24 protein-coding genes and 1 tRNA gene are annotated in these 26,274 nt (G+C 46.6%); 19 read left to right on the top strand and 6 right to left on the bottom strand.

Annotated features, from left to right (window positions below):
* Positions 1–111 precede the first annotated feature (111 nt).
* The 11 genes from Q8L79_RS07685 (at position 112) to Q8L79_RS07635 (ending at position 8,984) form a co-directional block, all read left to right on the top strand.
* Positions 112–2,949, top strand: a complete 2,838-nt coding sequence (locus tag Q8L79_RS07685) for a transglycosylase SLT domain-containing protein (protein ID WP_305269792.1) — start codon at positions 112–114, stop codon at positions 2,947–2,949.
* 124 nt (positions 2,950–3,073) lie between these two features.
* Entirely contained in the window at positions 3,074–3,559 is a 486-nt protein-coding gene (locus tag Q8L79_RS07680; RefSeq protein WP_305269790.1) for a hypothetical protein, read from the top strand.
* Positions 3,552–3,953: a hypothetical protein gene (locus tag Q8L79_RS07675; RefSeq protein ID WP_305269787.1), complete on the top strand. Its 402-nt coding sequence runs from the start codon at positions 3,552–3,554 to the stop codon at positions 3,951–3,953. The genes Q8L79_RS07680 and Q8L79_RS07675 overlap by 8 nt, the downstream gene beginning before the upstream one ends.
* Before the next feature lie 34 nt (positions 3,954–3,987).
* Positions 3,988–4,275, top strand: coding sequence for a hypothetical protein (locus Q8L79_RS07670; protein ID WP_305269824.1), 288 nt, complete (start codon positions 3,988–3,990; stop codon positions 4,273–4,275).
* 324 nt (positions 4,276–4,599) lie between these two features.
* Complete coding sequence (locus tag Q8L79_RS07665; protein WP_305269785.1) at positions 4,600–4,824, top strand: hypothetical protein; 225 nt, start codon at positions 4,600–4,602, stop codon at positions 4,822–4,824.
* Between the two features lie 67 nt (positions 4,825–4,891).
* Positions 4,892–5,191 (top strand): hypothetical protein, encoded by a 300-nt coding sequence (locus tag Q8L79_RS07660; protein WP_305269783.1) that lies wholly within the window; start codon positions 4,892–4,894, stop codon positions 5,189–5,191.
* Between the two features lie 159 nt (positions 5,192–5,350).
* Positions 5,351–5,752 carry a hypothetical protein gene (locus tag Q8L79_RS07655; protein WP_305269781.1) on the top strand — a complete coding sequence of 134 codons (402 nt, stop codon included), beginning with the start codon at positions 5,351–5,353 and terminating at the stop codon, positions 5,750–5,752.
* The gene (locus Q8L79_RS07650; protein WP_305269779.1) at positions 5,749–6,096 is read left to right on the top strand and encodes a hypothetical protein; all 348 of its coding nucleotides are present in this window, start codon (positions 5,749–5,751) and stop codon (positions 6,094–6,096) included. Before Q8L79_RS07655 ends, Q8L79_RS07650 begins: the two co-directional genes overlap by 4 nt.
* 42 nt (positions 6,097–6,138) lie before the next feature.
* A complete protein-coding gene (locus Q8L79_RS07645) occupies positions 6,139–6,735 on the top strand; it encodes a hypothetical protein (RefSeq protein ID WP_305269778.1) in 597 nt (198 codons plus the stop codon).
* Positions 6,736–6,773: 38 nt separating this feature from the next.
* Positions 6,774–6,998, top strand: coding sequence for a hypothetical protein (locus tag Q8L79_RS07640; protein ID WP_305269776.1), 225 nt, complete (start codon positions 6,774–6,776; stop codon positions 6,996–6,998).
* A gap of 276 nt (positions 6,999–7,274) precedes the next feature.
* Positions 7,275–8,984 (top strand): tetratricopeptide repeat protein, encoded by a 1,710-nt coding sequence (locus Q8L79_RS07635; RefSeq protein WP_305269774.1) that lies wholly within the window; start codon positions 7,275–7,277, stop codon positions 8,982–8,984.
* 62 nt (positions 8,985–9,046) lie between these two features.
* Here the strand turns inward: Q8L79_RS07635 and Q8L79_RS07630 are convergent, their stop codons facing one another.
* The 3 genes from Q8L79_RS07630 to ychF form a co-directional block, all read right to left on the bottom strand.
* Positions 9,047–9,949 (bottom strand): DUF4238 domain-containing protein, encoded by a 903-nt coding sequence (locus Q8L79_RS07630; RefSeq protein ID WP_305269772.1) that lies wholly within the window; start codon positions 9,947–9,949, stop codon positions 9,047–9,049.
* Positions 9,950–10,118: 169 nt separating this feature from the next.
* Positions 10,119–10,195, bottom strand: a tRNA-Met gene (locus Q8L79_RS07625).
* A gap of 53 nt (positions 10,196–10,248) precedes the next feature.
* On the bottom strand, positions 10,249–11,340 hold the full coding sequence (gene ychF / locus Q8L79_RS07620) for a redox-regulated ATPase YchF (protein ID WP_305269770.1): 1,092 nt from the start codon (positions 11,338–11,340) through the stop codon (positions 10,249–10,251).
* A 252-nt stretch (positions 11,341–11,592) separates the two neighbouring features.
* Here ychF and gcvT point away from each other — a divergent pair, with 252 nt between their 5' ends.
* Positions 11,593–12,675, top strand: a complete 1,083-nt coding sequence (gene gcvT, locus Q8L79_RS07615; protein WP_305269768.1) for a glycine cleavage system aminomethyltransferase GcvT — start codon at positions 11,593–11,595, stop codon at positions 12,673–12,675.
* Positions 12,676–12,679: 4 nt separating this feature from the next.
* Positions 12,680–15,574 (top strand): aminomethyl-transferring glycine dehydrogenase, encoded by a 2,895-nt coding sequence (gene gcvP / locus Q8L79_RS07610; RefSeq protein ID WP_305269766.1) that lies wholly within the window; start codon positions 12,680–12,682, stop codon positions 15,572–15,574.
* A 188-nt stretch (positions 15,575–15,762) separates the two neighbouring features.
* Here gcvP and Q8L79_RS07605 read toward each other — a convergent pair whose 3' ends face one another.
* Positions 15,763–16,200: an NUDIX hydrolase gene (locus Q8L79_RS07605; RefSeq protein ID WP_305269764.1), complete on the bottom strand. Its 438-nt coding sequence runs from the start codon at positions 16,198–16,200 to the stop codon at positions 15,763–15,765.
* 222 nt (positions 16,201–16,422) lie between these two features.
* On the opposite strand from Q8L79_RS07605, the gene Q8L79_RS07600 reads away from it, so the two are divergent.
* Positions 16,423–16,989: a zinc ribbon domain-containing protein gene (locus tag Q8L79_RS07600; RefSeq protein ID WP_305269762.1), complete on the top strand. Its 567-nt coding sequence runs from the start codon at positions 16,423–16,425 to the stop codon at positions 16,987–16,989.
* 345 nt (positions 16,990–17,334) lie between these two features.
* Here the strand turns inward: Q8L79_RS07600 and Q8L79_RS07595 are convergent, their stop codons facing one another.
* Both Q8L79_RS07595 and Q8L79_RS07590 read right to left on the bottom strand, forming a co-directional pair.
* A complete protein-coding gene (locus Q8L79_RS07595; protein ID WP_305269760.1) occupies positions 17,335–17,985 on the bottom strand; it encodes a response regulator transcription factor in 651 nt (216 codons plus the stop codon).
* Positions 17,975–19,858, bottom strand: a complete 1,884-nt coding sequence (locus Q8L79_RS07590) for a PAS domain-containing sensor histidine kinase (RefSeq protein WP_305269757.1) — start codon at positions 19,856–19,858, stop codon at positions 17,975–17,977. Before Q8L79_RS07590 ends, Q8L79_RS07595 begins: the two co-directional genes overlap by 11 nt.
* A gap of 505 nt (positions 19,859–20,363) precedes the next feature.
* On the opposite strand from Q8L79_RS07590, the gene Q8L79_RS07585 reads away from it, so the two are divergent.
* The 5 genes from Q8L79_RS07585 (at position 20,364) to ftsH (ending at position 26,093) form a co-directional block, all read left to right on the top strand.
* Positions 20,364–20,555: a hypothetical protein gene (locus Q8L79_RS07585; protein WP_305269755.1), complete on the top strand. Its 192-nt coding sequence runs from the start codon at positions 20,364–20,366 to the stop codon at positions 20,553–20,555.
* Positions 20,556–20,835: 280 nt separating this feature from the next.
* Positions 20,836–22,995, top strand: a complete 2,160-nt coding sequence (locus Q8L79_RS07580; protein ID WP_305269753.1) for a bifunctional diguanylate cyclase/phosphodiesterase — start codon at positions 20,836–20,838, stop codon at positions 22,993–22,995.
* 192 nt (positions 22,996–23,187) lie between these two features.
* Positions 23,188–23,367: a DUF2934 domain-containing protein gene (locus tag Q8L79_RS07575; RefSeq protein WP_305269751.1), complete on the top strand. Its 180-nt coding sequence runs from the start codon at positions 23,188–23,190 to the stop codon at positions 23,365–23,367.
* 46 nt (positions 23,368–23,413) lie between these two features.
* The gene (locus Q8L79_RS07570) at positions 23,414–24,148 is read left to right on the top strand and encodes a hypothetical protein (protein ID WP_305269749.1); all 735 of its coding nucleotides are present in this window, start codon (positions 23,414–23,416) and stop codon (positions 24,146–24,148) included.
* 73 nt (positions 24,149–24,221) lie between these two features.
* Positions 24,222–26,093, top strand: a complete 1,872-nt coding sequence (gene ftsH / locus Q8L79_RS07565; protein WP_370869896.1) for an ATP-dependent zinc metalloprotease FtsH — start codon at positions 24,222–24,224, stop codon at positions 26,091–26,093.
* Positions 26,094–26,274: the final 181 nt, after the last annotated feature.

Below are 26,274 nucleotides of genomic sequence, written 5' to 3'. Positions count from 1 at the left end.
TAGCAATATTGGTGCTCGGTTACTCACCGAGCATCGACGCTGATTTATTCCCGCTTCGGCGATTTTATGCTGTCGCCGCCTTATTCTGGCTTAAACACACCAGGAATTATCATGCCTAATAATCCTAAAATTAAAATTGACGCCGATCTGTCGTCTGTCAATTCAGAAATTGATAAATTAAAATCATCCATTGTCGATCTTGGCAATAAGCTAAAAACAGAGTCTGGGAAGTCTGATTTGAATTTTTCAGGCGCTCAAAAAGATCTAAATAATCTCATCGCTCAGGCGGATAAACTGACGGCGGCGCTGGATAAGGGGGATAAGAAGAGCGCCGCTTACGCAAAAAATCTTAAGGCTGCGGCCGAGGCTATGGCGCAGGCGTCCAAAGTGGCCGCAAAGCTCGAAAACGCCGGCAGCTCAAGCAACCATAATGCCTCTAATTACTTTCGGGAGTTTTCAGGAGAATTACGGCAAGAATCGGCCGGATTTTCAAACCAGAATGCGCTTCATCGCGAAAAAGAGAAAGTTCAGCGTCAACTTGAAAATGAACGCCAGGCAAATAATGCAAAATGGGCGGGGCGTGCCGGTAAATTAGCCGGTTTTGTCGGCGGCTCGGTCACGGGTGGGGGCGGGATGTATGCAAACTTGGGCTCTCTTGTGGGTTCGGCTTTTGGGCCTTTAGGTGGTCTTGTAGGCGGTATGGTCGGTGGAACCGCAGACCGTACTATTGGAAGCGCCAGGGAGGAGGCCAAGACGTATTCAGAACTTCGGCGCATGGTTGGCTCAACGACGGTGGACTTTGTGAATCTTCGCGATTCCGTTCGTGGTGTCATTCATGGTTTGGGTGTTACCGATAATGAGGCCGCAAATTTAGCCAAGCAGTTCGCGCACATCTCCAGTCTGTCCAGTAATTCAAACGACACGATTGCTCGATCAGTCGGCACGTCGGCAGGTTTTGCTCAAGGCTATGGGATGTTGCCTGAGCAGGCCATGTCATTCTTTGCTCAGATGCGCTTGTCTGGAAATTCCAATAATGACAAGGATAATCGACGCCTGGCGCTGATGATTGGCGAATCGGTCCAGCGTGGCGGCACCTCGGTAAAAATGGACGAGGTATTATCGGTCGTTTCCGGCTTTGCGACTCGGTCATCACAGCAAATGATGACGGCTCCGAATGTGGGGCAGTATTCGTCGTATCTGGCATCATTGACCGGTAGCTCTTATGCTGGCATCAAGGGTGATCCGAATAACGCGGCTCAGCTCATGGGTATGATGGATTCCGGCGTCAGTAGCGGCGGCACCATGGGCGAGGCGTCGCAGTATCACTGGCTGCAGGCTCGGCAATCGGCGTTCAAGGGTATGTCGGCCATGGACAACAGCATCATGCAGACGGCGGGTGCGACCGGGGATTTGTCCACGCTGTTTGCGCCTGGATCGCCGTTTTACGACAATGCCAATGCGACGGCTCGGGCTAGGATGGACCGCACGCGGCAGAGTATTTCCGGGTCTGGTTACCGCAACAACTTTGAAGTTGGTATGGCGCATATCAAGTCGATCAGCGGCGGCGACAGCTATTTGGAGAACGCGAACTTTCGCGGCATGTTCGGCGGCAATCCTCAGCAGGCGGCCGCGCTAATGCAGCGCATGGAAAAAGACCCAGGGCTGGGCGGTTTTGAAAAACAGCTATCCAAGTATGGCATTGGACTGGATAACGTCAACGTGTCGCAAATTTCCTCTTTGTCGCAGTTGCTGGGCGGCGGCGATAAGGCTATGGCATCGCAATATGAAAAACTGCTTGGCAGCGGAAAAATGACCAGTGATGAGCTAAGCTCTGCAGACAAAACTATGGCCACGAACGGTTACGGTGAAGAGTTTAAGAAAATGCTCTTTAAGCTAACCGCCAAGTACGATGTGGACGACGGCCAAAAATCACAGACCACGCAGATTGATATTAGTAGAAAAATACAGGAGAGTGTTTCAGGTCTAGTAGGCATTGAGGCTGATTCAAGAGAATATCTATTGCGCTTGCTTGATAAATTTGGCGCGGCTGGCCCTGTTGTTGATCGGATGGTAGCTGGTTTCAAGGACGGCACGCCTGAAAGCGGAAACAACATGAAAGGAGGGAAGGGGATTGGCAAGATGGCCATGCATGAAGTTGATCGAAATTTGAAGGAGATCGGCATGGCAAGCTCTCAGGATGAGCGAGACCGCCTGTACGTTGATTTTATGCGAAAGGTCCAGCGACACCCCGATTATTATCCGGCTGAAACCGAAGCCTGGATGAAAAAGGCACGAGGCGGACATGAGGCCGTATCAGATAAGTCGCCACTTGGTACTGATACTGATAATCCAACGATTTCTGGCGTGGTGCCTGCTACCTTATCTCAACGTCAGCGTAATGTTATTGGTCAGGCCCGAATGCCATCCAAATATGATGCTATGTTTGCCGATATTGGCAAAATAGTTGGCTTGGACCCGTTAGTGATCAAGCAGATCGCAGCGCAGGAATCCGGCATTAATCCGAACACGACCAACCAGAACAGCAATGGCACCACAGACCTCGGCATGATGCAGCATAATTCCAGGTATGCTGGCGGTCGAGGCTTGGGTGGTGACGGATGGCGTGACGCTTATAAAAATACCCTGGCTGGTGCCAAGTATTATAAGCAGATGCTGGACAATGCCGGTGGCGATTATCATGGCGCCTTCGAGCACTATAATGGATCAGGTCCGGATGCTAAACGGTATGTGGATATGTCGATGGGCGTGTATGACACGCTGCACAATGACCAGATGCCGACCAGTCAGCGCTCAGGGGGTGAAAATAGCATGGAATTTAGGCACAAGATCGATGTCAGTCTTTGGGATCAGAAAGGCAATCGAATGGCTGATCCTATGTCCATATCAACCAGTTTTGGTTCACCACGACCTGCGGGGGTTGGCTTATGACCAGGGCATAAGCCTCATGATTTAAGCTCTAAGGGATGCCGCAGTCATAAAAATCCCGGCATAATAGCGGTTTTGCGAAACAACTCATACCCACAGAGATGAAAGAAACCATTGCCCTTCAGTCGTGTTTACAGAAGAGCTTTCGGAATTGATGACCCGCTTGGTGAAACAAATTCCCTATGACTATCGACGTCAGGCGATGGGTGATGTTGTGCAAACCTTACTGAAAGGGAAGTCGCGTAAAGCCGAGGACGTGTTGGGTTGGAATCGACATTCCGTGGAGTTGGGGATCAATGAACTTCGCACGGGTATTCGTTGTATCAGTGATGTATCGGCACGGGGGAAGAAAAAAGTTGAAGAGGATAATCCGCAACTGTTAAGGGACATTGAATGCCTTCTGGAGCCGCATAGTGAATCGGACAGCCACCTGAGAACGACCTTGATGCACACCCACTTTACCGCCAAAGCGGTTCGCAATGCGTTGCTTGATAATGGTTATATTGAAGACGAGCTACCGGCGGAGCGGACTTTCTGCGATCTGTTGAATCGGCAAGGCTATCGTCGTCGGACGGTTGCCAAGAGCAAAGTCCAAAAAAAACGAAATGACTGACCTGATATTCGCCAATGTGAGCCAACTCAATAGAGAGGCCGATGCCGATCCGACGGCGTTGCGGATTAGCGTGGACACCAAAGCTACCGTGAACCTTGGCGAGTATTCCCGGGGTGGAAAATCACGCGGCCTTGAAGCGGTTGAAGCCCTTGATTACGACATGGCAAGCAAAGAAAAATTGATTCCAGGGGGGCTGTTGGAGCCGGTGACGGGTCAGTCTTTCCTGTTTTTCGGGGAAAGTCACAAAACCAGTGATTTCATGGTGGATGGCCTGGAAGCTTGGTGGGCGCAGCGAAAACCGGCGTTCTCCGCTATTCGCACCTTGGTGATCAACTCGGACAACGGCCCGGAGTGTAGCGGCCACCGAACGCAGTATTTGCAAAGGCTGGTTTGAATTTGCAGACAAAACGGGGCTGGTCATTCGCTTGGTGTACTACCCGCCTTATCACAGCAAATACAACGCAATCGAGCGTTTTTGGGCGGGGCTGGAGAAATCCTGGAATGGCTATTTGCTGGATTCTGAAAAAACGGTTCTGAAGCGTGCCGACAATTTTATCTGGAAAGGAAAGCGGGCAATCGTAACGACCATGGCGGGTGCCTATGAAAAAGGCGTTAAATTAGCCGCCGATCAGGTCCATAAACTTGAGGCAAGACTGCAACGTTCAACGGCCTTGAAATGGTGGGACATTACCATCTCACCAAAAAAGGTATTTTGAGAAACGCATCATCCCTAAGGTAATTTTTTGGGATGGGCATTATTTTTATTATCAACTAATATATTGACATCATCCAGTCTACGAGCGCAGAATAATACCAGCTTCACATATTGAAGTGCGGAATTGGCGTTCCGGAAACACGCGGCATAGACCGCAATCATGCGGTTTTTTTATGCCCAAAATTCAGTCTTTCGTTAAGTCGGACTGTTTGGAGCATTCGCAAGAATGGCCGGTGCGTGTACCGGTACGCCAACTTCATTCAGTCCGGCGCCAGCTAAAAAATCATGGTGTCGGCTTATAATTTATAAACCAGAGATAATGACCATGAACACTGCAGCAAAAACAAACCCAACCGAGTCGATCAGCAACACCCTCGAAAATGATTGCGCAAATTTCGCCATCTTGTTTGATCTGATGGTCGAGCATCCAGACATTCAAAATCACAGAATTCTTGCGGGTTCTGCGTCTGCTCTTAAAGAGCGATTTATAAGTCTCTGGGATAAGCTGGAAGCCGACGTTGAGATGATTGACCAACATCTGGCGGCGTAAACTAGACAATCATTGGGCGGTCCTAATTGTGGGCTGCTGAAATATTTAATAGCTGAGAGAAATTATTATGACAACAATAAAGAAAACAGACGTAGATCTTTCGCACCGCCTAGATGGGGGGGCTTATTGCATAGACCATGTTCTTGATTCAAGCACTTTGTACAATATTATTTGTCCGATGATTGAGCGTGGTATTTCTGTTTTAGAGTGTCTTAAGGCAATAATTGATGTGAAGCGAATCGACAGCCTGCCTGATGATGCGCTGAAGCATGCTATAGATACTGTGATAAATGAGTTTCGCGATATTGATTCAACTGTCAGCACTCATCATAATTCCATCGTAGCTAAAAAAACGCCTGGGCTTTGACCTTATGACTAGCCGGTAAATGTCTGATTCCGGAAAAGGATGATTTGCTGATCAAGGGTGTCGCAAAACGCTACTCCCCTTGACCCGCAAACCATCAGAAATATTAAGAAACATGCATTATTCTTGATTAAACGATTAAGCCAGTGGAGCGAATAAAGCATGAATAGCGACAAAATGTTGAAAACACCTGCAGACGACGCAGGCGGCAAGGTTCTTGTAGTTCATTTAGGCAGCGAAGGCAGTGGAGCAAGAATTTATGGTCGTCACATCGATAATGCTTGGCTATTTTGGCACGAAGGCTCTTCTTGGGATATTGACGATGATACATGGTCTCATTACCGATCTGAGCAGGTTCAGGAACTGGAGGAAGCACTACCGTCCTGGTGGATGAACGCTTGCCCAATGGAAATCAACCCGTCATTTATACCATGGTTCAAAGGGCGCTACGAACAGCTCTGCAAAAGTGACCCGGAATCCCCAGATGACTTTTACTGTAGTGATAGAGGCCGTTGGTTGGAAATTCTGTATGAAAACCGGAAAACTCAACCTTCAGAACTATGAATCTTTTTTTAGCCGCTGTGACCGCAGCCAGTTGCTACGATTTACCATCTGATCAACGGGCCTGCTGCCAAGCCCTCGAACATCGACAGGTATCTTTCTGCTACAGCATTCAAAATAACGATTTGCGTGATGATGGTGCGGCAGAACTTCGTCACAATGATTTCATGGCTAAGGTATTGAAAGTTTTAGGAGAAGAAGTAGCGCGGAAATTTTCGCACTACTATATTGCCACCAACGGCAAGAAAAACCCATGCTACAACCTCCCAAAACGCGAAGCCCAATTAATGGTCATGAGCGAAAACTACAAAGTTCAGGCAGACGTCTTAAGGGCTGAGCGATTCTGAATTAGGACCACCACAACCCCGACTTTTGCTTAAGAGACGCCCATGACCACAATATTTGATTTGAAGGGACTTCTCAAATCTGCACGAGATGATTTGAGTATAGACCCGTCCATAATGCTGAATAAAGACTGCCAAGAGATATTTGGCATTGCAGGCCGCATTGATGAACTGGCAGGGCAATTTGATAAAGGCACTACTTCAACAACTATTGCGATAGGGCTTTATGCCGTTGTGTATTACTTGGCTGGGGTCTCTGGGAATGTTGCCAATATCACGTTGCTTGTTGACTCTTACCTCAATCGGAAGTCGAAACGTGCCGCTACTAAGTCGACGGGGCCTGCAAAGGCTTACAAGCCTCTTTTGCGCAAAGTGCTGGAGTGCCAAGAAATTATTACTTGTTTTGCCGATGGGGTTCTCAATAATTATTGCGATCCAATGCTGCATATTTCCAGTCAAATCATGGTGCTGTTGGAGCATCCGGGGGTGATGCCCGACTCGGAACCGCATAGACGCCTGTCCTACGAGCTTGAGCTTATTGAAGGGTTATCCAGCAGGGTGTTTGACATTCAGCAACGTTTTGAAAATCATGCCCTATTAAAAATTGATGTCAGCCTGATTCCTGGTGGTTTAGTGCATTAAAGGTTTTGTGCTAGATTAGCTGTTTAGGAGAGTGATGAATGAACCCCATAATATTGGCGCTGGTGAGTTGCTACGGGCTGAGCCATGACCAGCAAGCCTATTGTCAGGCACGACAGCATAATGATGTCGGGTATTGCTACAGCATTACCGATCAAACTCTGAGGCAGACTTGTCGTAGCGAGATTCATCAAATGCCGTCGAACTGCGACGGCATTTCATCCGATGAGGCGCGGCAATTATGCCGGAATAAGTCTGCAAGATGATGGCGGATTTAGGCTATCTTTAACGCACTCTAGAAGAAGAAAAATATGATCAGCAGAGAAAAGTCCCCGTTATATGTCTGTACTGAATGTCATACCGTTGGACATAAAATAAAAGTCCGGCAAGGTAGCTGGATAGTTAGAGTTATCCTTTTTATGTGCGGCATTATTCCTGGAATTGTCTATTCGGCATGGCAGGAGTCCACGAAAAAGAGCGTCTGCCCAGGCTGCAAAAATGACTCCATGATTCCCGTGGACACTCCAAAAGGGAGGCAGCTTATGATTGATGCTGGACCACTTGTGGATGAAAGCTCAATTGATCATGTTGCTGTTCATGATGTTGGGGCAAAGGCACAATTAGAGCCAGCGCCGAATTCAGCGACAACAATCAACAGAATAGTTGGGGCTTTCGTGGTTTGCGGATTGATATTGTCTATATTAATGTGGTGGAAGCTGGGTGGTATGGATGGAGCAGCAATCACAGACCATCAAGTCAATGGAAAAAATCAAACCATCGAAAAAACTGATCAAATGGCGATTGCACCTAAGTTTGATGATATTAAAGAAGACCCCCATGTGTTTACGTTTGTGAATGGTGTAGACCATGATTGCCATCCTGGTGACCCATTATCTAAAACCGTCAGTGAAGAAGTCTCAAGGTTAAAATTCGATTTTAGCCTTAATCATGATGCAAGTGAATTTGAGTTAATCGGTGGAGGCGTAGAACGTGTTGATAAGTTCAATGGTGAGATGGCAGTGATCTCTATGTCATCTGACACCAAGGCGGTAACTGTATTTTCTGGAACTGCTGCAAACTGCAAGAAGCTTCTTAACTCCTTAGAAAGTATTGCCGAGGTAGGTCAAGAGGCGCGAGCTGAGACAGAAGCAAATGAAAAGTTAGTCGCTGATCAGAAAGTGGATACAAATTTCAGTGACAAAACGAATAATGACAAAGACTTAACTGCTAAAGGAGTATGGGGGCGAGTTAAAAACGAAATGGACTCAGGCATCAAAAAAGATTGGTATGAGCTTGGGGAGAAAGATGGTGGGCTTGAGGTAATAAATCAACCACTCTACATAAAAAACGGATTTATATTTCAATTTAGGGAAGCATTTATAGAACCAAAATATCAAAATAATATTAAATATTCAGTTATTACTGTTGCTTATATTGTGAATTGTGTTGCTGACACTGCAGTTATTACTGATATTGCACTTCACCATGATGGAAATATTGTATATGAGTCGGCACCTAACTCACAGGTGGCAAACCAAAGCGATCTCCATACAATGATGGCTTCGCGCACATTCTGTAAATCCGATTACACTTCTCTCGAAAACAACCTCAAGCAAGATGGAATATCTGTAACTCAAGATCAGTCTAAACATGGGGATCTTGAGTCGGATAAAACTAAAAATGCTTCGTCAGCAGATACACCACAAATGATGATTTTACGTATGCTGGAATATGCTTTGGAGGATGGTGGATTAAGTCACGAGTCAGAAATACAACAAATAAAACTTCAAATAGAAAATGCACCTAGACCCGAAAAAGGTAACAAAAAGGCAGCGAGGGCGCTTAATGATCAAGGATTGGCGTCATCTAAAGTTTATGATTTTAACAATGCTGTAAAGATGTTTGAAGAAGCCAACAAACTAGATAAGTCTGACATTGAAATTGTAAGTAACTTGGGTTTTTCGTATTTCAAACAAGGTAACTTGGATTTGGCCCAACAAGCGATCATTACGACATTAACCATGTCCCCAGGTCGTGCAATTGCATGGGCAAATTTAGGCGAAGTATTCGGGATAATGGGAGACGAAAGTCGGGCTGTAGCCTGTTTTTCTAATGTCTTTAGATTTTCAAAAGACAGGTCAAAAACGCATCAATTTATGAAAAAACTTAATGAAACAGAAGAGGCGGAGCATGTAAAAGAAGCGAGAGCCAAAGCTATAAATTGGGCTGAAAAATCATATCCGAATATTTGAATACACATCGACAAAAAGGCCGGGTAAAACCGGCTTTTTTATTTGGCATAAGGAGGCGCTGGTCACTCGCTGTTGCCACCTCTAAGCATTTTTTCGACAATTCGATTGTACTTAATGTGCTTACTGTTAGTCAGTTTTTTTGATGATACTAAGTGCTTTTTCGTTTGTTTTACCAAAATACTACTATGGCAGATTGCTATTATTTTACACAGCTGTATATCAAACTCAGGTGAGCGTTTGTGCATTATCAAGAGCCGACTAGGTGAAATAGCAATTGAGAGTATGTGGATCGGCGTAGATGAATCGCCTGCGTTGATTACTACCGGTGTATCTCCAGTTAGAAAATGGTCTTGGCCTTTTGGAATATCGATCGTTTGCCACTCCATTTCAGTGACATATTGAATAAACGGCTCATCAACAATATAGGGGGCTAACATAGAGAGAACCGTGTTATGAACCACAGCTGCGGAATCCATTCTGTCTACTATCGATTGCACTTGGGGTTGAAGAGTGCTTGATGGGCTTGGTTGCTTAAGTTCTGATATTAATTTAAAGAGTATGTCCGGTGCCCTTGATTTTATGTCGCGAAGGCGATTTGGACATCTTTCAATTAGCGAATTGACAAAGATTGCCCACTTGATTCGGTCATCAGCTGATAATGCACCTACCCCCTGATTAAGAAGCTTTCTATGGATGACACTTGCTGCGTTATCAACTTGCGCAAAAAAACCATGTTCTAGTTTATTGGAGTCTGAGTCGTGAAATGTTAAACCATCAGGAAGAAATGAGTACAGATTATCTTCATATCCAATTGCCTTGGCTGGTCGTTGTTGACGTAGCCTAATATTACCTCGTTCATCCCGAAAATAAAGCCAGAAACCGTTTTTACCTGGTTCGTACCATTTCTTGAGATAGAACTGCGGAACAAAGTGATGGCGCTCTGATGTTTTGGTTAATTCGCTCATTACAAATTACTCATTTTTTTTGCAAGTGTTGCTGGTGTTTAGTGCCTGGAATTCTGGCAAGTGTTGCGGTTTGTTATGGCTTTTTATTTTCAACTGCAACGTGAGTGCAACGTGGGGAATTACAGACATAAAAAAAGCACTTGGTTTTCACCTAAGCGCTTGATTTGTATGGTGGCGATAGGTGGACTTGAACCACCGACCCCGGGGTTATGAATCCCGTGCTCTAACCAGCTGAGCTACATCGCCATTTAAACAGGTCTTTTGAAGAGCGGGAATTATAAGTACCCGCTCTTGCTTTGTCAAACGTTGAATCTGAAATGCACTACGTCGCCGTCTTTAACAATATAATCTTTGCCTTCAAGCCGCCATTTACCGGCGTCTTTGGCACCCTGCTCGCCTTTATAGTCGATGAAGTCCTGATAGGCAATGACTTCGGCGCGAATAAAGCCTTTTTCAAAATCGCTGTGGATTACACCGGCCGCCTGGGGTGCAGTTGCGCCGACCGGAATAGTCCAGGCCCTGACTTCTTTTACACCCGCAGTAAAGTAGGTGGCCAGGTTCAGCAGTTTATATCCGGCTCTTACAACACGGTTCAAACCGGGCTCTTCCAGTCCCAGATCATCCAGAAACTCTTTCTTTTCTTCGTCATCGAGCTGTGCTATTTCCGCCTCTATGGCGGCGCAGATCGGCACTACCATAGCGCCTTCCTTTTCGGCCAGATCTTTGACTTTATCCAGTAATGGATTGTTCTCGAAACCGTCATCCTGAACATTGGCAATGTACATGGCCGGTTTGAGCGTCATCAAGCACAGATCTCTAATCAGGGCTTTTTCGTCTTCGGTTAACGGCAGGGTTCGCGCAGGTTCACCCGAGTCCAGTTGCTTGAAAACCTTTTCCAGCACGTCTTTTTTTGCCTGTTCGTCTTTGTTGCCGGTTCTGGCGGCTTTGGTCGCACGTAACAGGGCTTTTTCGACGGAAGCCATATCGGCCAGCGCCAATTCCGTATTAATAACTTCGATGTCGGAGATGGGATCGATTTTTCCGGCGACATGGATGACGTTATCATCCTGAAAGCAGCGCACCACATGGGCAATGGCATCGGTTTCACGAATATTGGCTAAAAACTGGTTACCCAGGCCTTCGCCTTTCGATGCCCCCGCCACGAGTCCTGCGATATCTACAAACTCAATCGTGGTAGGCAGCACGCGTTCGGGTTTTACAATTTCCGCCAGCTTGTCCATCCTGCTGTCAGGCACGGGAACAACGCCTACATTGGGATCAATGGTGCAGAAGGGGTAATTTTCGGCCGCGATTTTTGCACGGGTTAATGCATTAAATAAGGTTGATTTTCCAACATTGGGTAAACCAACGATTCCACAATACAGCGCCATAGAGTTCTCTGAGGTTTTAAATAAGAAATGAGTGCAGCAAGACATCAAGCCGAAACAAAGCGGGGATTATACAAGCTATGGCTTTAATCTAAAAAACTAAAACAAGTAAACAGTGAACAAGCTGGATGTAGCCTGGCGTAACTCATGTCATCCATTTGCTATTGTCGTTATGTTTTTCTTCAAGCTCTTCGTGGTAAATAATCCAACAAATCGCTAAACTACAGACTTGCTCACACGCCAATATGAATATACATGCTAAAACAAACGCCGCTTTACAATCTGCATCTTGAGCTGGGCGCCAGGATGGTGCCGTTTGCCGGCTACCTTATGCCGGTGCAATACGGCAAAGGTACGTTGCACGAACATCTGCACTGTCGCAGTCACGCCGGTTTCTTCGATATTTCCCACATGGGACAGTGCCTGATTCTGGGCGATGATGCGGTTGATGAACTTGAGCGATTGGCGCCGGGCGATATTGCCGCACTTAAATCAGGCGAGCAGAAATATACGGTATTAACCAACAATAATGGCGGAATTATCGATGATATCGTCATTACCCGCATTGATACGGGCTTGATGATTATTGTGAATGCGGCCTGCAAAGACAAAGATTTTAAGTATCTGTATAGTCGCTTATCCGGCCGGTGTTGTTTTAATGAATTGACCGGTCAGGCTTTGTTCGCCTTGCAAGGTCCTGCCGCCGTATCGGTCATAGAAAAATTTTCGGCACAAGCCGCTGAACTTTCCTTTATGCAAGCCTGTGGAACATCCATCAAAGGCATAAAATGTAATATCAGCCGTAGCGGTTATACCGGCGAAGACGGTTTTGAAATATTGGTAGGCCATCATTATGCCGAGCAACTTGCCCGCCTGTTGCTGGCCGAAGAGGCCGTGGAGCCTATAGGTTTGGCGGCCAGAGATACTTTGCGCCTGGAAGCGGGGCTATCCCTTTACGGCCATGAGCTTAATGAATCGATTACGCCGGTGGAGGCAGGTCTCCAGTGGCTGCTTAAAAAAGGGGGTAACCAATTTCCCGGAGCCGACAAAATTCTGGCTCAGTTGCAATACGGACCGGAAAAAATCCGCGTCGGTTTACTGGTCGATGGCAAAATACCTGTTCGGGAAGGCAGTGTAATTTGCAACAGCGAAGGTAGTGCTGTCGGTTATGTTACCAGCGGCAGTTTTTCTCCCAGTTTGGGACGGCCGATTGCTATGGCGTTGCTGGACCCTTATACCGTTGACCTGGACAATCCGCTGTACACCATGGTTCGTGATCACCGGATTACTGTTACCATGACCCCATTGCCTTTTGTCCCTCATCGCTACCATCGGTAAAATCATGACCTCATCTCGCCCTGGCTTGGCTCAATTGGAAATGCGCGGTAATTTCATCAACCGCCACATCGGTCCCAACCCGCAGCAAATCAAAGACATGCTGACAGAGCTGGGTGTAAATGAGCTGGAAGACATTATCGATCTGGCTATTCCGGCCAATATCCTGAATCATGAACCGTTAAAGCTGACCGAAACGATCAGCGAACGCGCGGTGATCAAGCATCTGCGTAAAATGCGCGAACGCAATAAGGTGTTCACCTCGATGATCGGCATGGGCTATTACGACACCATCATGCCTGCGGTGATTAAACGCAATGTACTTGAAAACCCCGGCTGGTATACGGCTTACACGCCTTATCAGGCCGAAGTCAGCCAAGGACGGCTGGAAGCGTTGCTGACTTTTCAGCAAGTTATTATCGATTTAACCGGCATGGAGCTTGCCAACGCCTCGCTGCTCGATGAAGCCACGGCGGCGGCAGAAGCCATGACTATGTCGCGGCGCTTGTCCAAAAGCGCCGCCAACAGCATAGTCGTGGATCAGGACTGCCATCCGCAGACCATAGCCGTGATCAAGACCCGGGCGCACTCTCTGGGTTATGAGGTCATCGTCGCCGATCCCTATCAAAACCTGGAGCAATACGATTTTTTTGCATTGCTGGTGCAATATCCCGGCGGCAAAGGCGAAATAAAAGACCTGACCGCAGTCACCGCCATCGCCCAGGCCAAATCGGCGTTGGTCACGGTCGCGGCGGATTTGTTGGCGCTGGTGTTGCTTAAAGCGCCTGCCGAATTCGGCGTCGATATCGTGGTCGGCAACTCCCAGCGATTTGGCGTACCGATGGGTTACGGCGGCCCTCATGCCGCCTATTTTGCGACCAAGGACGAATACAAACGCTCGGTTCCCGGCCGCATAATCGGGGTGTCCAAAGACAGCCACGGACAGATTGCGTTGCGCATGGCGCTGCAAACCCGCGAGCAACATATCCGCCGGGACAAGGCCACCAGCAACATCTGCACATCCCAAGTGCTGCTTGCGGTGATCGCCGGATTTTATGCGGTTTATCACGGCGCGGAAGGCTTGCGTCTGATTGCAGGCCGGGTGCATCGTTACACGCAAATCCTGGCCGCCGGAATTACCCAGCTCGGTCATCAAGTGCTGAGCGAGTGTTATTTCGATACCTTAATTATCAGTACTCCGAACCGGGCAAAACGCATCGCTGCCCAGGCCACGGAAGCCACTATCAACCTGCGTGTTATCGATGCGGATCATATCGGCATCTCGTTGGACGAAACTACAACGCGGGAAAACTTAAGGGATGTCTGGCAGATTTTTGCATCCGCTACTGCCGATCTTCCCGATATTAATGGTCTGGATGCCGCAGTAGGCGAATGTATTCCGGAAGCCTTATTGCGGAGCGACCCAATCCTGCAACATCCGGTGTTCGACCGCTATCATTCCGAAACCGAAATGATGCGCTATATGCGCCGCTTGGCTAGAAAAGATATAGCGCTGGATCGGTCGATGATCCCGTTAGGTTCCTGCACCATGAAGCTGAATGCCGCGACCGAAATGCAGACCATTTCCTATTATGAATTTAACGCACTGCACCCGTTCGCACCGCTGTACCAAACCCACGGCTATCAGCAGATGTTTGCCGAGCTGGAAGATATGTTATGCGACCTGACCGGCTTTGACGCTTTTTCCTTGCAACCCAACGCCGGTTCGCAAGGCGAATATACCGGGCTTTTAGTCATCCGCAAATACCATGAAGTCAGGGGCCATGCGCAGCGTAATATTTGCCTGATACCCGCTTCCGCGCATGGCACCAATCCGGCCAGCGCCACGATGGCGGGGCTTAAAGTCGCAGTAGTCGCTTGCGATGAAAACGGTAACGTCAGTCTGGATGATTTGCGCTCCAAAGTAGTCGAATATCAAGACACGCTGGCCGCGTTAATGATCACCTATCCGTCCACGCACGGCGTTTTTGAACAAGCGTTTCGGGAAATATGCGACCTGATTCACCAGTACGGCGGGCAGGTTTATCTGGATGGAGCCAACTTTAATGCGCTGGTAGGCTTGAGCCGTCCCGGCAAAATCGGCGCCGATGTCGCCCACCTTAATCTTCACAAAACCTTCTGCATTCCGCATGGCGGCGGCGGTCCCGGCGTCGGCCCGATAGGCGTGGGCGCGCATCTGGCTCCTTTTCTGCCCGATCATCCGGTTGTTGAAGGCGTCAATCCGGCCAAAGGCGAACACGGCACCATCGGCACGGTATCCGCCGCACCTTGGGGCTCGGCCAGTATTTACACCATTTCCTGGGCGTATATCGCGATGATGGGCGCTGCCGGGTTGAAACGCGCGACCCTAACTGCGATCCTGAACGCCAATTACATCGCCAAACGGCTGTCGCCGTATTACCCGATTTTATATACCGGCAAAAACGGCTGGGTGGCGCATGAATGCATTATCGATTGCCATGAATTTAAAAAGACCTGTAACGTCACCGTGGAAGACATCGCCAAGCGTCTGATCGATTACGGCTTTCATGCCCCAACCGTGTCGTTTCCGGTCGCCGATACCTTGATGATAGAACCGACCGAAAGCGAAGATAAAGCCGAGATTGACCGGTTCTGCGCCGCACTAATCGCCATCCGCGAAGAAATTAAAGCCATCGAAACCGGCGAAGCAGATGCCGAAAACAACCTGCTGCATAATGCGCCGCACACCCATCGCTTGTTGCTGGAGGAATGGAATCTGCTGTACACCAAACAACAGGCTTTTTTTCCGAACAGCGACCAGCATGACGATAAATACTGGCCGCCGGTCGGGCGTATCGATAATGTGTATGGAGACCGGCATGTGTTTTGCAGTTGCCCGCCGGTTGTAGATGATGAATAAGGGAGGCGGCAATGACCAAAATACCGTTTATCATGAGCCGGACCAGCCGGAACAAAAAGGGTAGGAGCGGCTTTAGCCGCGAAACTCTAATACATCGCATCGCGGCTAAAGCCGCTCCTACGGTGATGCTAAAGGGGGGCATTTGTAATTTCCTGCTCCCTAAGTAAGAACTTGGTTACGTAAATTGATCACATCCGCAACGGCGTAACTTTACCGGTCATGCGGTAATTCCGGTAATCTTCAACAACCTGGGCATGGTCGAATGCCAGCACCGCGGGAAGATTATCGAACGTAAAAATGCCGAAATTTTTTGCATCATCGGCGGCTCGGGGCATTCCGGTAGCTTCGGCAATATAGACGGCAGTGACGGTATGGTTGCGGGAATCGCGTGCGGGATTGGAGTAGATGCCCAGTAAAGCCGTCAAAGTAATATCCATGCAGGTTTCTTCCTTGGCCTCGCGAATCGCGGCATGTTCTACGGTTTCGCCGACATCGACAAAACCGCCCGGTATTGCCCAGCCGTATGGCGGATAGGCGCGTTCAATCAGCACAAACGGCCGCTCGGGTTGGTCTATCAATTCGATTAAAATATCGGCTGCCAACAAAGGGGTGACGGGTTTTGCCATGTTATCTCCTAAAAATAAGGCGTGAGCGATCAAAAATCCAGACAGAACGAATCGCCGATGAAATATACCACGGGCTCTGATACTTTGCGTCCAATCGTATTGCCGGTAAGCTTTTTCTTGGTTTCAAGGACCGATGAAACAGGTTAAAGTTAAGCCGATCGAGCTTAAACGTAACCGGTTAAAGAATCCATGAATTGCCCCAAGTGCCGACACGAGCTGCATGTGCAAAGTGAAATTTGTCCTCATTGCGGTATCGTATTTGAGAAATATCTAAAATACCATCCTGAGCCGATGGATCGGCAGGATGTTCAGTCGGCCATTGTGAGGTTAGATGAAGAAGATGAAGCCAATCCGCTGACACAGGTTCTGTTTCAGGATACGCAACAAACCACAGTGGGGTATTTTCCAGGCAGGTTGGTTATTTTTGCGGGCCTCATACTTTGGAGCTGGCAGCTTATCGGTGCATCTATCGAGAGCAATGCGGTTGCAAACTCTTTTTTACATCAGGTTAATCTGCCTTTTCATGAGGCGGGACATATTATTTTCAGGCCGTTCGGCGCATTTATCACTTCACTGGGCGGAACGCTGGGACAGCTGTTAATGCCGTCAATCTGCACGGGCGCGTTATTGCTTAAAACGCGCGACCCTTTCGGCGCATCGGTCGCGTTATGGTGGGTCGGTGAAAATTTTCTGGATATTGCACCGTATATGAACGATGCGCGAGCAGGGCAGTTGCCGCTATTGGGCGGTAATTTCGGTCATTCGGCGCCCTATGGTTTTCATGATTGATATAATCTTCTGACCGAGTCCGGTCTTTTGCAATACGACCATTTTCTGGCAAAAGCGGTCTTTGCGATGGGTTCCGCCATCATGCTGTTGTCGTTGCTAGGGTGCGGACTTTTACTGATCAAACGATATAAGGGCATGAATCGTCGGTACTGAGCCCCATTCGACAAGCTCATGACAGGCCTTCGGGCCTTGCTCATAAAAGTCTTGTCGAAGCATGAGCGATTTTAGTGGTTGCATGAAATGCCGCCTCAGCGCTTACCTTCGACAAGTCTGGAACGAATTAGTCCGGATACCTGATCGATAACCGTGAATAATGCAAAACTTTCGATCGAAGCAACAAGATCATCAATGAACCCGTTTTTCCAGGGAAATGCTGCCCGGCGCTTCGCAATACATAACCATCGTTATCAGCTCGGCGACATTTTCAGCCTGCATCTTTTCCATAATGCTTGCCCGGTGTACATCTACGGTGCGATTGCTGATATTGAGTATTTTTGCCGATTCCTTATTGGAGTGACTTTTGACGATCAGTCCCAGCACTTCTTTTTCCCTTGTTGTTAAATGATCGATGCGGTCTTGGATAAGGCGTTTTTTGACAAATTCTTCCCTGAACGCAATGTCCTTTTTAATCGCTTCATTGATTCGTTCCAGCAATACATCGTTATTAAACGGTTTTTCCAGAAAATCGACAGCGCCGGATCTGAAGGCTTTTGCCGAGTCGGCAATATCGGCATGACCGCTGATAAATATGATAGGAATATTTATTCCTCTGTTCAATAATTCGCTCTGAAGTTCGTGACCGGTCATTATAGGCATTCTAACATCCAGCAACAGGCATCCGGGCTGATCAGGAACATAGTGATTCAAAAATGCTTCGGCGGAATCAAAACTCTTGACTGCCTGTCCTGTTGATTCAATCAAGAGAGTAAGTGAGTCACGTATCGCGAATTCATCGTCAACTAAATAAACGATAGGTGTTGAGTTATCAATGCTCATCAGATTTTCTCCGTATGGGTAGAATGAAATAAAAAGTGGTGCCTTTTCCAAGTTGGCTATTGAAATGCAATGTTCCGTCATGGGCTTCGATAAGCGAACGACTGATGGATAGTCCCATGCCCATGCCGTCCGCTTTGGTGGTATAAAAAGGTGTCAGTATTTTTTGTTGTTGCTCTGCATCCAATCCCGGTCCGTTGTCTTTCACTCTGACCTGAATGCTGTTATCCATTGTCAATCGGCTGTGGATAGCTATGTGGCGTGGTTGTTTTGGGGGGAGTATTTTTAAGGCGTCAACACTGTTTCGGAGCAGATTTATGATGACCTGTTCAATTTGTACATGATCGACATAGAGAGGCGGCAGATTATTTTCCAGTTCAAAGGTCAGCTTTATGCAGTTTTGTCTAAAGTCGGGAATACACAGGCCGACAGCTTCATGAATCAAGGTATTAATGTCGGCGGTTGAACGATGTTTGGCATGGGATTTGACGAACTCCCTCATGCGATGAACGATCCGCCCCGCCCGTAAAGCCTGCTGCTGGGTCTTGTATAAAATCTCGGTGAGTTTTACCAAGTCGGGATTTTCACTCTCAATAAGGTTTATGCTGACTTGCGTATAGCTGGAAATCGCAGACAGGGGCTGGTTGACTTCATGGGCAATGCCGGAAGCCATCTCCCCCATCAGTCCAAGGCGGGTGACGTGGGCGAGTTCGTCCAGATGTTCCTTGTCTTGCCGTTCCCGGCGTTTACGCAAACTCACATCGCGCACAATATGGGTAAAATAGGGTGCATTATCGACTGAAAACTCCGCTATGGACAGGTCCAGAGGCACCGCAAAACCATTTTTGTGAAGGCCTTCAATTTCCTGAATTTGACCGATCATTTTTTCGGCATAAGGTAAGTCGCAATCACCTGTGTCTTTTGGCGATGACGGGATGAGTTTGTTAATACTGCAACCAACCAGATCTTCCGGTTTATAGCCGAAAATAGTTTCTACTGCGGCGTTCGCGGATACGATAATGCCGGATGTATCAATAGTAATAATGCCTTCTACTGAGGCATTAAAAATGGAGTTGAGTTTAGCTTCCCGTTCCAGCAGTTGGTGCTTGGAGCGGCGGAGCTCTTCAACTTTTTTCATTAAACTCAGATTACTTACAATCAGTTCGCTGGTCTGTCTGCGGACTTTCTCTTCCAGTTTTTCATTAAGATAGGCGATGGTCTCTTGCGCTTGCTTACGCTCGGTTATGTTATTAATGGTCAGGCATATTTTCAATGCGTTTTTATCGTTGTAAACGACTCTTGCGTAGCATTCGATATAAGTTAATATTTTGTTTTTATCGCTTGGTTGCACCGTGTTTGTGCAAAGCTGAAAGTACTTGCATTCTGGATGAGTGGGCGCGTTAAGGGCTTCGCCGGCTTTTTGGGCTAAGACACGATGGATAAACAAGTAATAATTATCCTGATCCGAAGAGTGAATAAATTTTCCAAATCGCTTGTCGATAAGATCGTCTTTCGCACAACCCAGCAGGACTGCGGCCGCAATATTGGCTTTCTGAATGATCCCTGTTTCATTTAATGTCAGATACCCTACAGGCGATGAATCATAAAGTTGCGCGTAGGTATCGCGGGATAAAGTCAATTCCTGATGCGCCCTGTTTAACTCCTCGTTCTGCATTGTTAGTTCTATTTGATGAACCTGGAACTCAAACAGCAGTTTTTGAATGTCGTCAGTAGACATTCGGGCAATATCGGCACCCGAATGATGAAGCATGATTTCTGCCTGTTGTCGAATAGCTTCACGATGTTTATTCAGTAGAGCCTCTGCTTTATTGTCAAGACTTTCAGCATTCAGGTGCTTATTAGGTAGCTTACTCATGAATCAGTATCCGTTTTTGCAGGTTAGCTAAATAAGATGATGCCCGGGAATAAATACGTCGTTCCCCTCTAGAATCGGTATCTTATTTTTGTTAAGTTTTTCAGTAATATGTCAGGTTTTATAGGATTAGTCTTTTATTTTGTGAGTCTACTCTTACAATTTAGACAAAAACTCCAATTTGTAAGCTAGCTTGATAACACTTTCATCAATCAAAATTGTTTATAAAAAACATTAAAACCTGTAGATATTTAGCAGGTATGGTAACTAAAGCAACTGCTTGATAAATCATATGGATGCTGGCAAGTCATTATTTTAAAGCCTATCAATAATGTACGGTATTAGCTAGTGAAAATACATAAGCAAAACTACTTAGGTAGACGTACGAGTTTTGCAGTTATTTTCTTTGCTATAAGATTTAGCCGTAAATTGATGGGGTGGTCTGTAGACGCCTATCTACCGACAGTCAATTTTCATAAAACCAATGCTGGAAAATCCGGAGAGTGATATGGCAACGATTAATTTAGAAGATGATATCCAACAATTGATTACAAACTGGCAATATAAAATTTCCGGGATTGATATTGAGCTAAAGGAAAAGCAATTTATGAATGATGACGTTGAATATTACAAAGAAATGAAAACCAAGCCAAAGAAAAATGCGCACGCAGAAAATAAGAAACCCAAATTTTTTCGTTGAAGCGAAAGTAAGGTTGCGAAGTAGATTGTTTGTGCAAAAAAGTAAGTCCGAGCAACTAGCGGCTCAGGGTGGCTGTAGTCTTTATGCAAAATCACTGTCTGTTTTCGGGTACTTTTACCGGGGTAGCTTTTTTTCTTTAACAAAGCCTCTGCGTGGGAGCTGCCCTACGGTATATTTTTTATTGCAAGCTACTCTGAGTACTTCTTAAAAGATTACTTAATTTTTAGAGATTACCTAATCAAATGCCGGATATTTTTGTTATCCAAGGGGTAGAAATGCAATGTTCGAAAAACTTAAGGAAGACCTCGGCGGATTTACTTCGTTTTTTTTTATGATGCCGCAATTAACGAATCGCAGTTTGGCTATCGATACTTTACGGATTAGCGAGGCCAAATATCGCAGTTTATTTGAAAACATTGACCAGAGCGTGATTTATCTGGACACGACGGGTATTGTGATGGCTGTCAATAAGGCCGCCGAGCAACTTCTCGGCCTTCCTCGCGATGTCATTATAGGGCGTAAGTTTGTTGATTCTTGCGTTAAAGTCATCAAGGAAGACGGCTCTATTTTTCCCGAAGAACAACAGCCTTCAATGTTGGCTTTGCGTACTGGAAAGCCTGTGGAAGGTGTGGTTATGGGGCTGTTTAATCCTGAACGGCAAAGCTATCTGTGGGTGGTCGTTAATTCAGTGCCCGAATTCAGGACGGGTGAGCGTCAACCTCATCAGGTATTAATGACATTGACCGACATTACCCGGCAAAAGCAGTCCGAAGGCAAGCTGAGTATGGCATCGGTGATTTTTAATAATATCGGCGAGGGCATATTCGTTACCGATAAAGATAAAAAAATAATTTCGGTCAATGAAGCGTTTACAACAATAACCGGCTTTACCCAGCAGGACGTTTACGGAAAGAGCGCTTGTTTTTTACACTCGAAGAAAAACAGCATAAAAATTGATGACGAATTAGACAATCTTACGGGAGCTGTAAATAGCTGGCAGGGTGAAGTATGGCGTCGTCATAAAAGCTGTATGGATTTTCCTTCATGGACCACCGTTAGCGAGGTAAAGGATTCAAGCGGAGAGGTAGCCCATTATGTTCATGTGTTTATGGATATCACGCATTTTAAGAAAGCCCAGGATCATCTGGGGTTTTTGGCCTACCATGACCCGTTGACCAAACTGCCGAACCGATTGTTATTGAAGGATCGTATCGATCATTCATTGCAAAATGCAATGCGCGAAGGTTCGCAAGCCGCCGTATTATTTCTCGATCTTGATCGCTTTAAGGGTATTAACGATACTTACGGTCATGCGGTCGGCGACGGATTATTAAGAGAGGTGGCAAAACGCATAAAAAACCTGGTCAGGAAAGAAGACACTGTTTCGCGCTATGCCGGTGACGAGTTTGTGGTGTTTATGGAAAATATTCCCGACGCTAAAAACCCTGCCAAGCTTGCACGAAAGCTGATCGAAACCTTTAACGCCCCCGTTTATATTAAAGGATACCGGTTGAAAATATCGATCAGTGTGGGCATAAGCCTGTTTCCACAGGATGGACAGGATACCGATACATTAATTAAGAATGCCGATGCGGCGATGTACCGGGCCAAGAAAGAAGGGCGGAATAACTTTCAATATTATAGTCTGGAATTAACCACCGAAGCTTTTGAGAAAATGTCGATGGAATGCGCGTTGCGACAGTCCATAGAGCGGCATGAGTTGATTTTGTATTACCAGCCGCAGGTGTGTCTTAAAACCGGAAAACTGATAGGCGTCGAGTCATTGGTGCGTTGGATGCACCCAACGCTGGGATTGATGTCACCCAAGCAATTTATAGCCATAGCGGAGGAAAGCGGGTTTATCGTGGCGCTCGGGGAATGGGTATTGCAAAACGCATGTACGCAGATGATGCGATGGTTGAATGAGGATTTGCAGGTCAACAAAATGGTGGTTAATGTTTCTGCGATTCAATTTTTACGTTCCGATTTCGTTGCTACGGTTGAGCGCATATTGCGTTTGACCGGACTTGATCCGTCTTATCTTGAACTGGAACTTTCCGGTAACGGTTTTATGAGTAATTCCGAGCAAACTATAAAGGCGCTCAATCAGTTGGTGGCATTAGGAATAGACCTGACTATTGATGATTTTGGTGTGGGTTGTTTTTCGTTTAATAATTTAAAACGCATCCCTGTAAAAAAATTGAAAATTAATAGCTCGTTTGTAGTTGATGTGTTGAATAACGCCAATGACGAAGACATTACCCGCGCGGTGATAGCGTTGGGTCATGGGTTGCATCTACAAATCATTGCTATGGGGATCGAGTCGAAAGCCCAGCAAAAGCGCTTGATCGATTTAGGTTGCGATGAAGGGCAAGGTTATTTATACAGCTCCCCGGTATTACCCTGGTCAAGCATTTTTCGGAAATTGATAAGCGAGTAGGGCTTAGCAGGCCACGGGCATCTGAATGTCTGTAAAGATAAGCATTTATACGAGGCGTATCGGCTCATTTTTAGTGTTAGACTTGCTAGGTAGTTATACGAATTGTTCCTCTATCTTTTTATACATAGAATAAAAAACGAAAAATGTATATCGGAATGCGCAGGGGGTGAGATTGTGGCCGATTTCAACGCAATGAAACAATCAAGTAAGGAGGTTGTTGATAACGAGAAACTTCAAAAAATGATTGCAGAACGGGCCTATTGCAAAGCCGAAAAAAGGGGATTTGTTGGCGGCCATGAAAGGGAAGACTGGCTGGACGCCGAGTCGGAAATTAAAAATCAATATTTCTATTGGTTTCAGGATGTTGAATAATTTTATGAATCACAATGTTTGTTGACGTAAAGCTATGGTGTTGAATATGAAACGAAACAAAATAATTGAGGCTCTCAGTCAGGATAAATTAATAGAGCATAAACAGCGTGTCGCTTTTCATGAAGCGGGACATGCGGCGGGTATTCATTTAAACAACAAAGCCAGACAATTGCCCCCGATTTTCTTTAAAATTATTTTTAAAGATATGGGAGGTGTGACAGAAGCGGATGCCATGAATTATCAAACCACTCATGACGATTGTATTGCACGAGTGGAAGGCGGGCGGTTAATCGAATCGTTGCCACCTTCTATTGATAGCTTGGTGCGTGAATTAACCAGACACAATGACGCAATGGTGCAATTAATAAATGATTATATGATGGCTTTTGAGGCGGATATTATTAATCTGCTGATCGGGCCGCTGGCTGAAGCCAAGCATGTCGCTGAAACTGATGATGAGCTATTTAATCATCAATTAGTCAACCTGAAAGCATTAAAGAACTATGGCGGCAGTTCCGATCTTGCTTTGGCTAATGAATATTTACAAAGTTTCTCTGCCGATAAGCAACAAAGAGATCAAAAATTGGATGAGTTGTTTAGCGTTGCATTTGACTTTGTAAATAACGATGCCAACTGGGCGGCAATCACCCGACTGGCTAATTATATTCTTGGTAATAATAAAAATATTATCGGCTGTGAAGAGATTGTTTCAATGCTTGATGAGTCGATAGATCATTTTCAGAATCGGAGAATCATAGCCAGGTCTTACCAAAATGGTTGATTCAAAGAACGATATTGTTAAAACGGCGCTCACGTTGTTGGGTAATTTTTTCACCTACCTGAAGAATTTACTGATGAATGGTTTAAATTATTTATCCAAACAGGAACCGAAGAAAGAACTCAATAAACCGACAGATCAAAATAGCGCCGGTTCCAAACAAAGGAAGCTATTTCTCTATGTGCTGGCATTCATCCTGTTGCTGACTTTTTTTAATAGTATTCAGGAAGTGCAACGTGACGAAATTCCTTTCAGCCAATTCATTAAGCTGGTCAAAGAGGCAAAAATCGACAAGGCGGTGGTAACAGAGCGGTATATTACCGGCGTCATCAAGTCTGATGACCCGCAAAAACCTGAAAAGGATTTCATGACAATTCCGCTGTGGCAAAACGATCTTGCGCAAATGCTGGAGCAGAACAATGTCGATTATGTAGTCAGAAGCAGCGAGAATTGGCTAACCAACTTTTTTTTCAACTGGATTATCCCGATGTTATTCCTGGTGTTTATCTGGTCATGGGTTATGCGCCGGGCTGCGGCTAGCGGGCCGCAATCTTTTCTTAACTTGGGCGATAAAATCCATATACATCAGGACACTCAAGCCAAGATTACCTTTAATGATGTGGCCGGTGTCGATAGCGCCAAACAGGAACTTCAAGAGTCCATCGATTTTTTAAGATCGCCGGATAAAATCCAAAGATTAGGCGGACGTATGCCCAAAGGCGTGTTGCTGGTAGGGTCGCCTGGAACCGGAAAAACCCTGCTGGCGCGTGCCGTGTCCGGGGAAGCGCAGGTGCCGTTCTTTAATATCAGCGGCTCCGAATTTATCGAACTGTTTGTCGGTGTCGGCGCAGCCAGAGTACGCGAACTTTTTGTACAGGCGCGGAATAAAGCGCCCTGTATCATATTTATTGATGAACTAGACGCCATCGGCCGCTCACGGGGCGGCCCGGTAATGATCGGCGGCCATGATGAGCGCGAACAAACCTTGAACCAACTGCTGACCGAAATGGACGGTTTCGATACCTCAGTCGGCGTAGTCGTGATGGCGGCAACCAATCGCCCTGAAGTACTTGATAAAGCACTGTTGCGCTCCGGACGTTTCGATCGTCAGATTATCGTTGATAAGCCGGATTTGCGCGACCGTATCGAGATTCTTAAATTGCATACCAAAGGGCTGACGCTGGCTGACGACATCGATCTGTCAATCATTGCCAAACGTACGCCGGGCCTGGTGGGTGCAGACCTTGCCAACATAGCCAATGAAGCGGCGATTATGGCGACGCGAGTCGGTCATGATAAAGTCGAAAGAGAAGACTTTGAGGCGGCTATCGACCGGATATTGGCCGGGCCGGAAAAGAAGAACCGGGTTTTAAACCCGGAAGAAAAGCGCAGGGTAGCTTTCCATGAGGCAGGGCACGCGATGGTCGCCGAGCATGTGCCGACCGGCCAGCCGGTGCATAAAATATCCATCATTTCCCGCGGCACGTCTGCATTGGGCTTTACCTTGCAATTGCCGGTTGAGGAAAAGTTCTTGTCGACAGAAGATGAACTTAAAGATCAAATGGCCATATTGCTGGGCGGACGCATGGCTGAGTCGATTGTTTTTGGAAACATATCAACCGGTGCTCATAATGATCTGGAAAAAGTCAGCGAGATTGCCCGCAGCATGGTTTGTAATCTGGGCATGAGCAAAAAAATGGGATCATTGACTTATGGCAAGCGCCAGCAACTCCAGTTTTTGGAAACAGATGTCTCGGAATATCGCAATTACTCCGATGAGACAGCCCGCCTTATTGATACTGAAGTCATGGCGCTGGTTGAAGACGCCGAAACACGTGCGCGTGAAGTCATCACTGCAAACAGGGCGGGACTGGAAAAACTGGCCAACTATTTACAAGAAAAAGAGGTCATCAGCAGGGACGAAATGCTGGCATTGCTTGGCAGTTGAGACTGGTGAGCCGCTAATAATAGCACTTGTTTTAAACTTGTCTTGATTAGCAAGATGCTTCAGCTAGCACCGTCATACTGGCAGGGATGCCAGTATCCAGAGCCAGGGATGGTAACTTTCCGATACCGCTGTGGCCTGATTTAGGCTTGATGCCAAGCCATAGTCTCACATCCATGTGACT

Origin of the sequence: Methylobacter sp., assembly GCF_030680395.1 — a bacterium.
Taxonomy (GTDB): domain Bacteria; phylum Pseudomonadota; class Gammaproteobacteria; order Methylococcales; family Methylomonadaceae; genus Methylobacter_A.
Note: the sequence above shows the minus strand (reverse complement) of the source record. Positions and strands in the feature narration are given on the sequence as shown.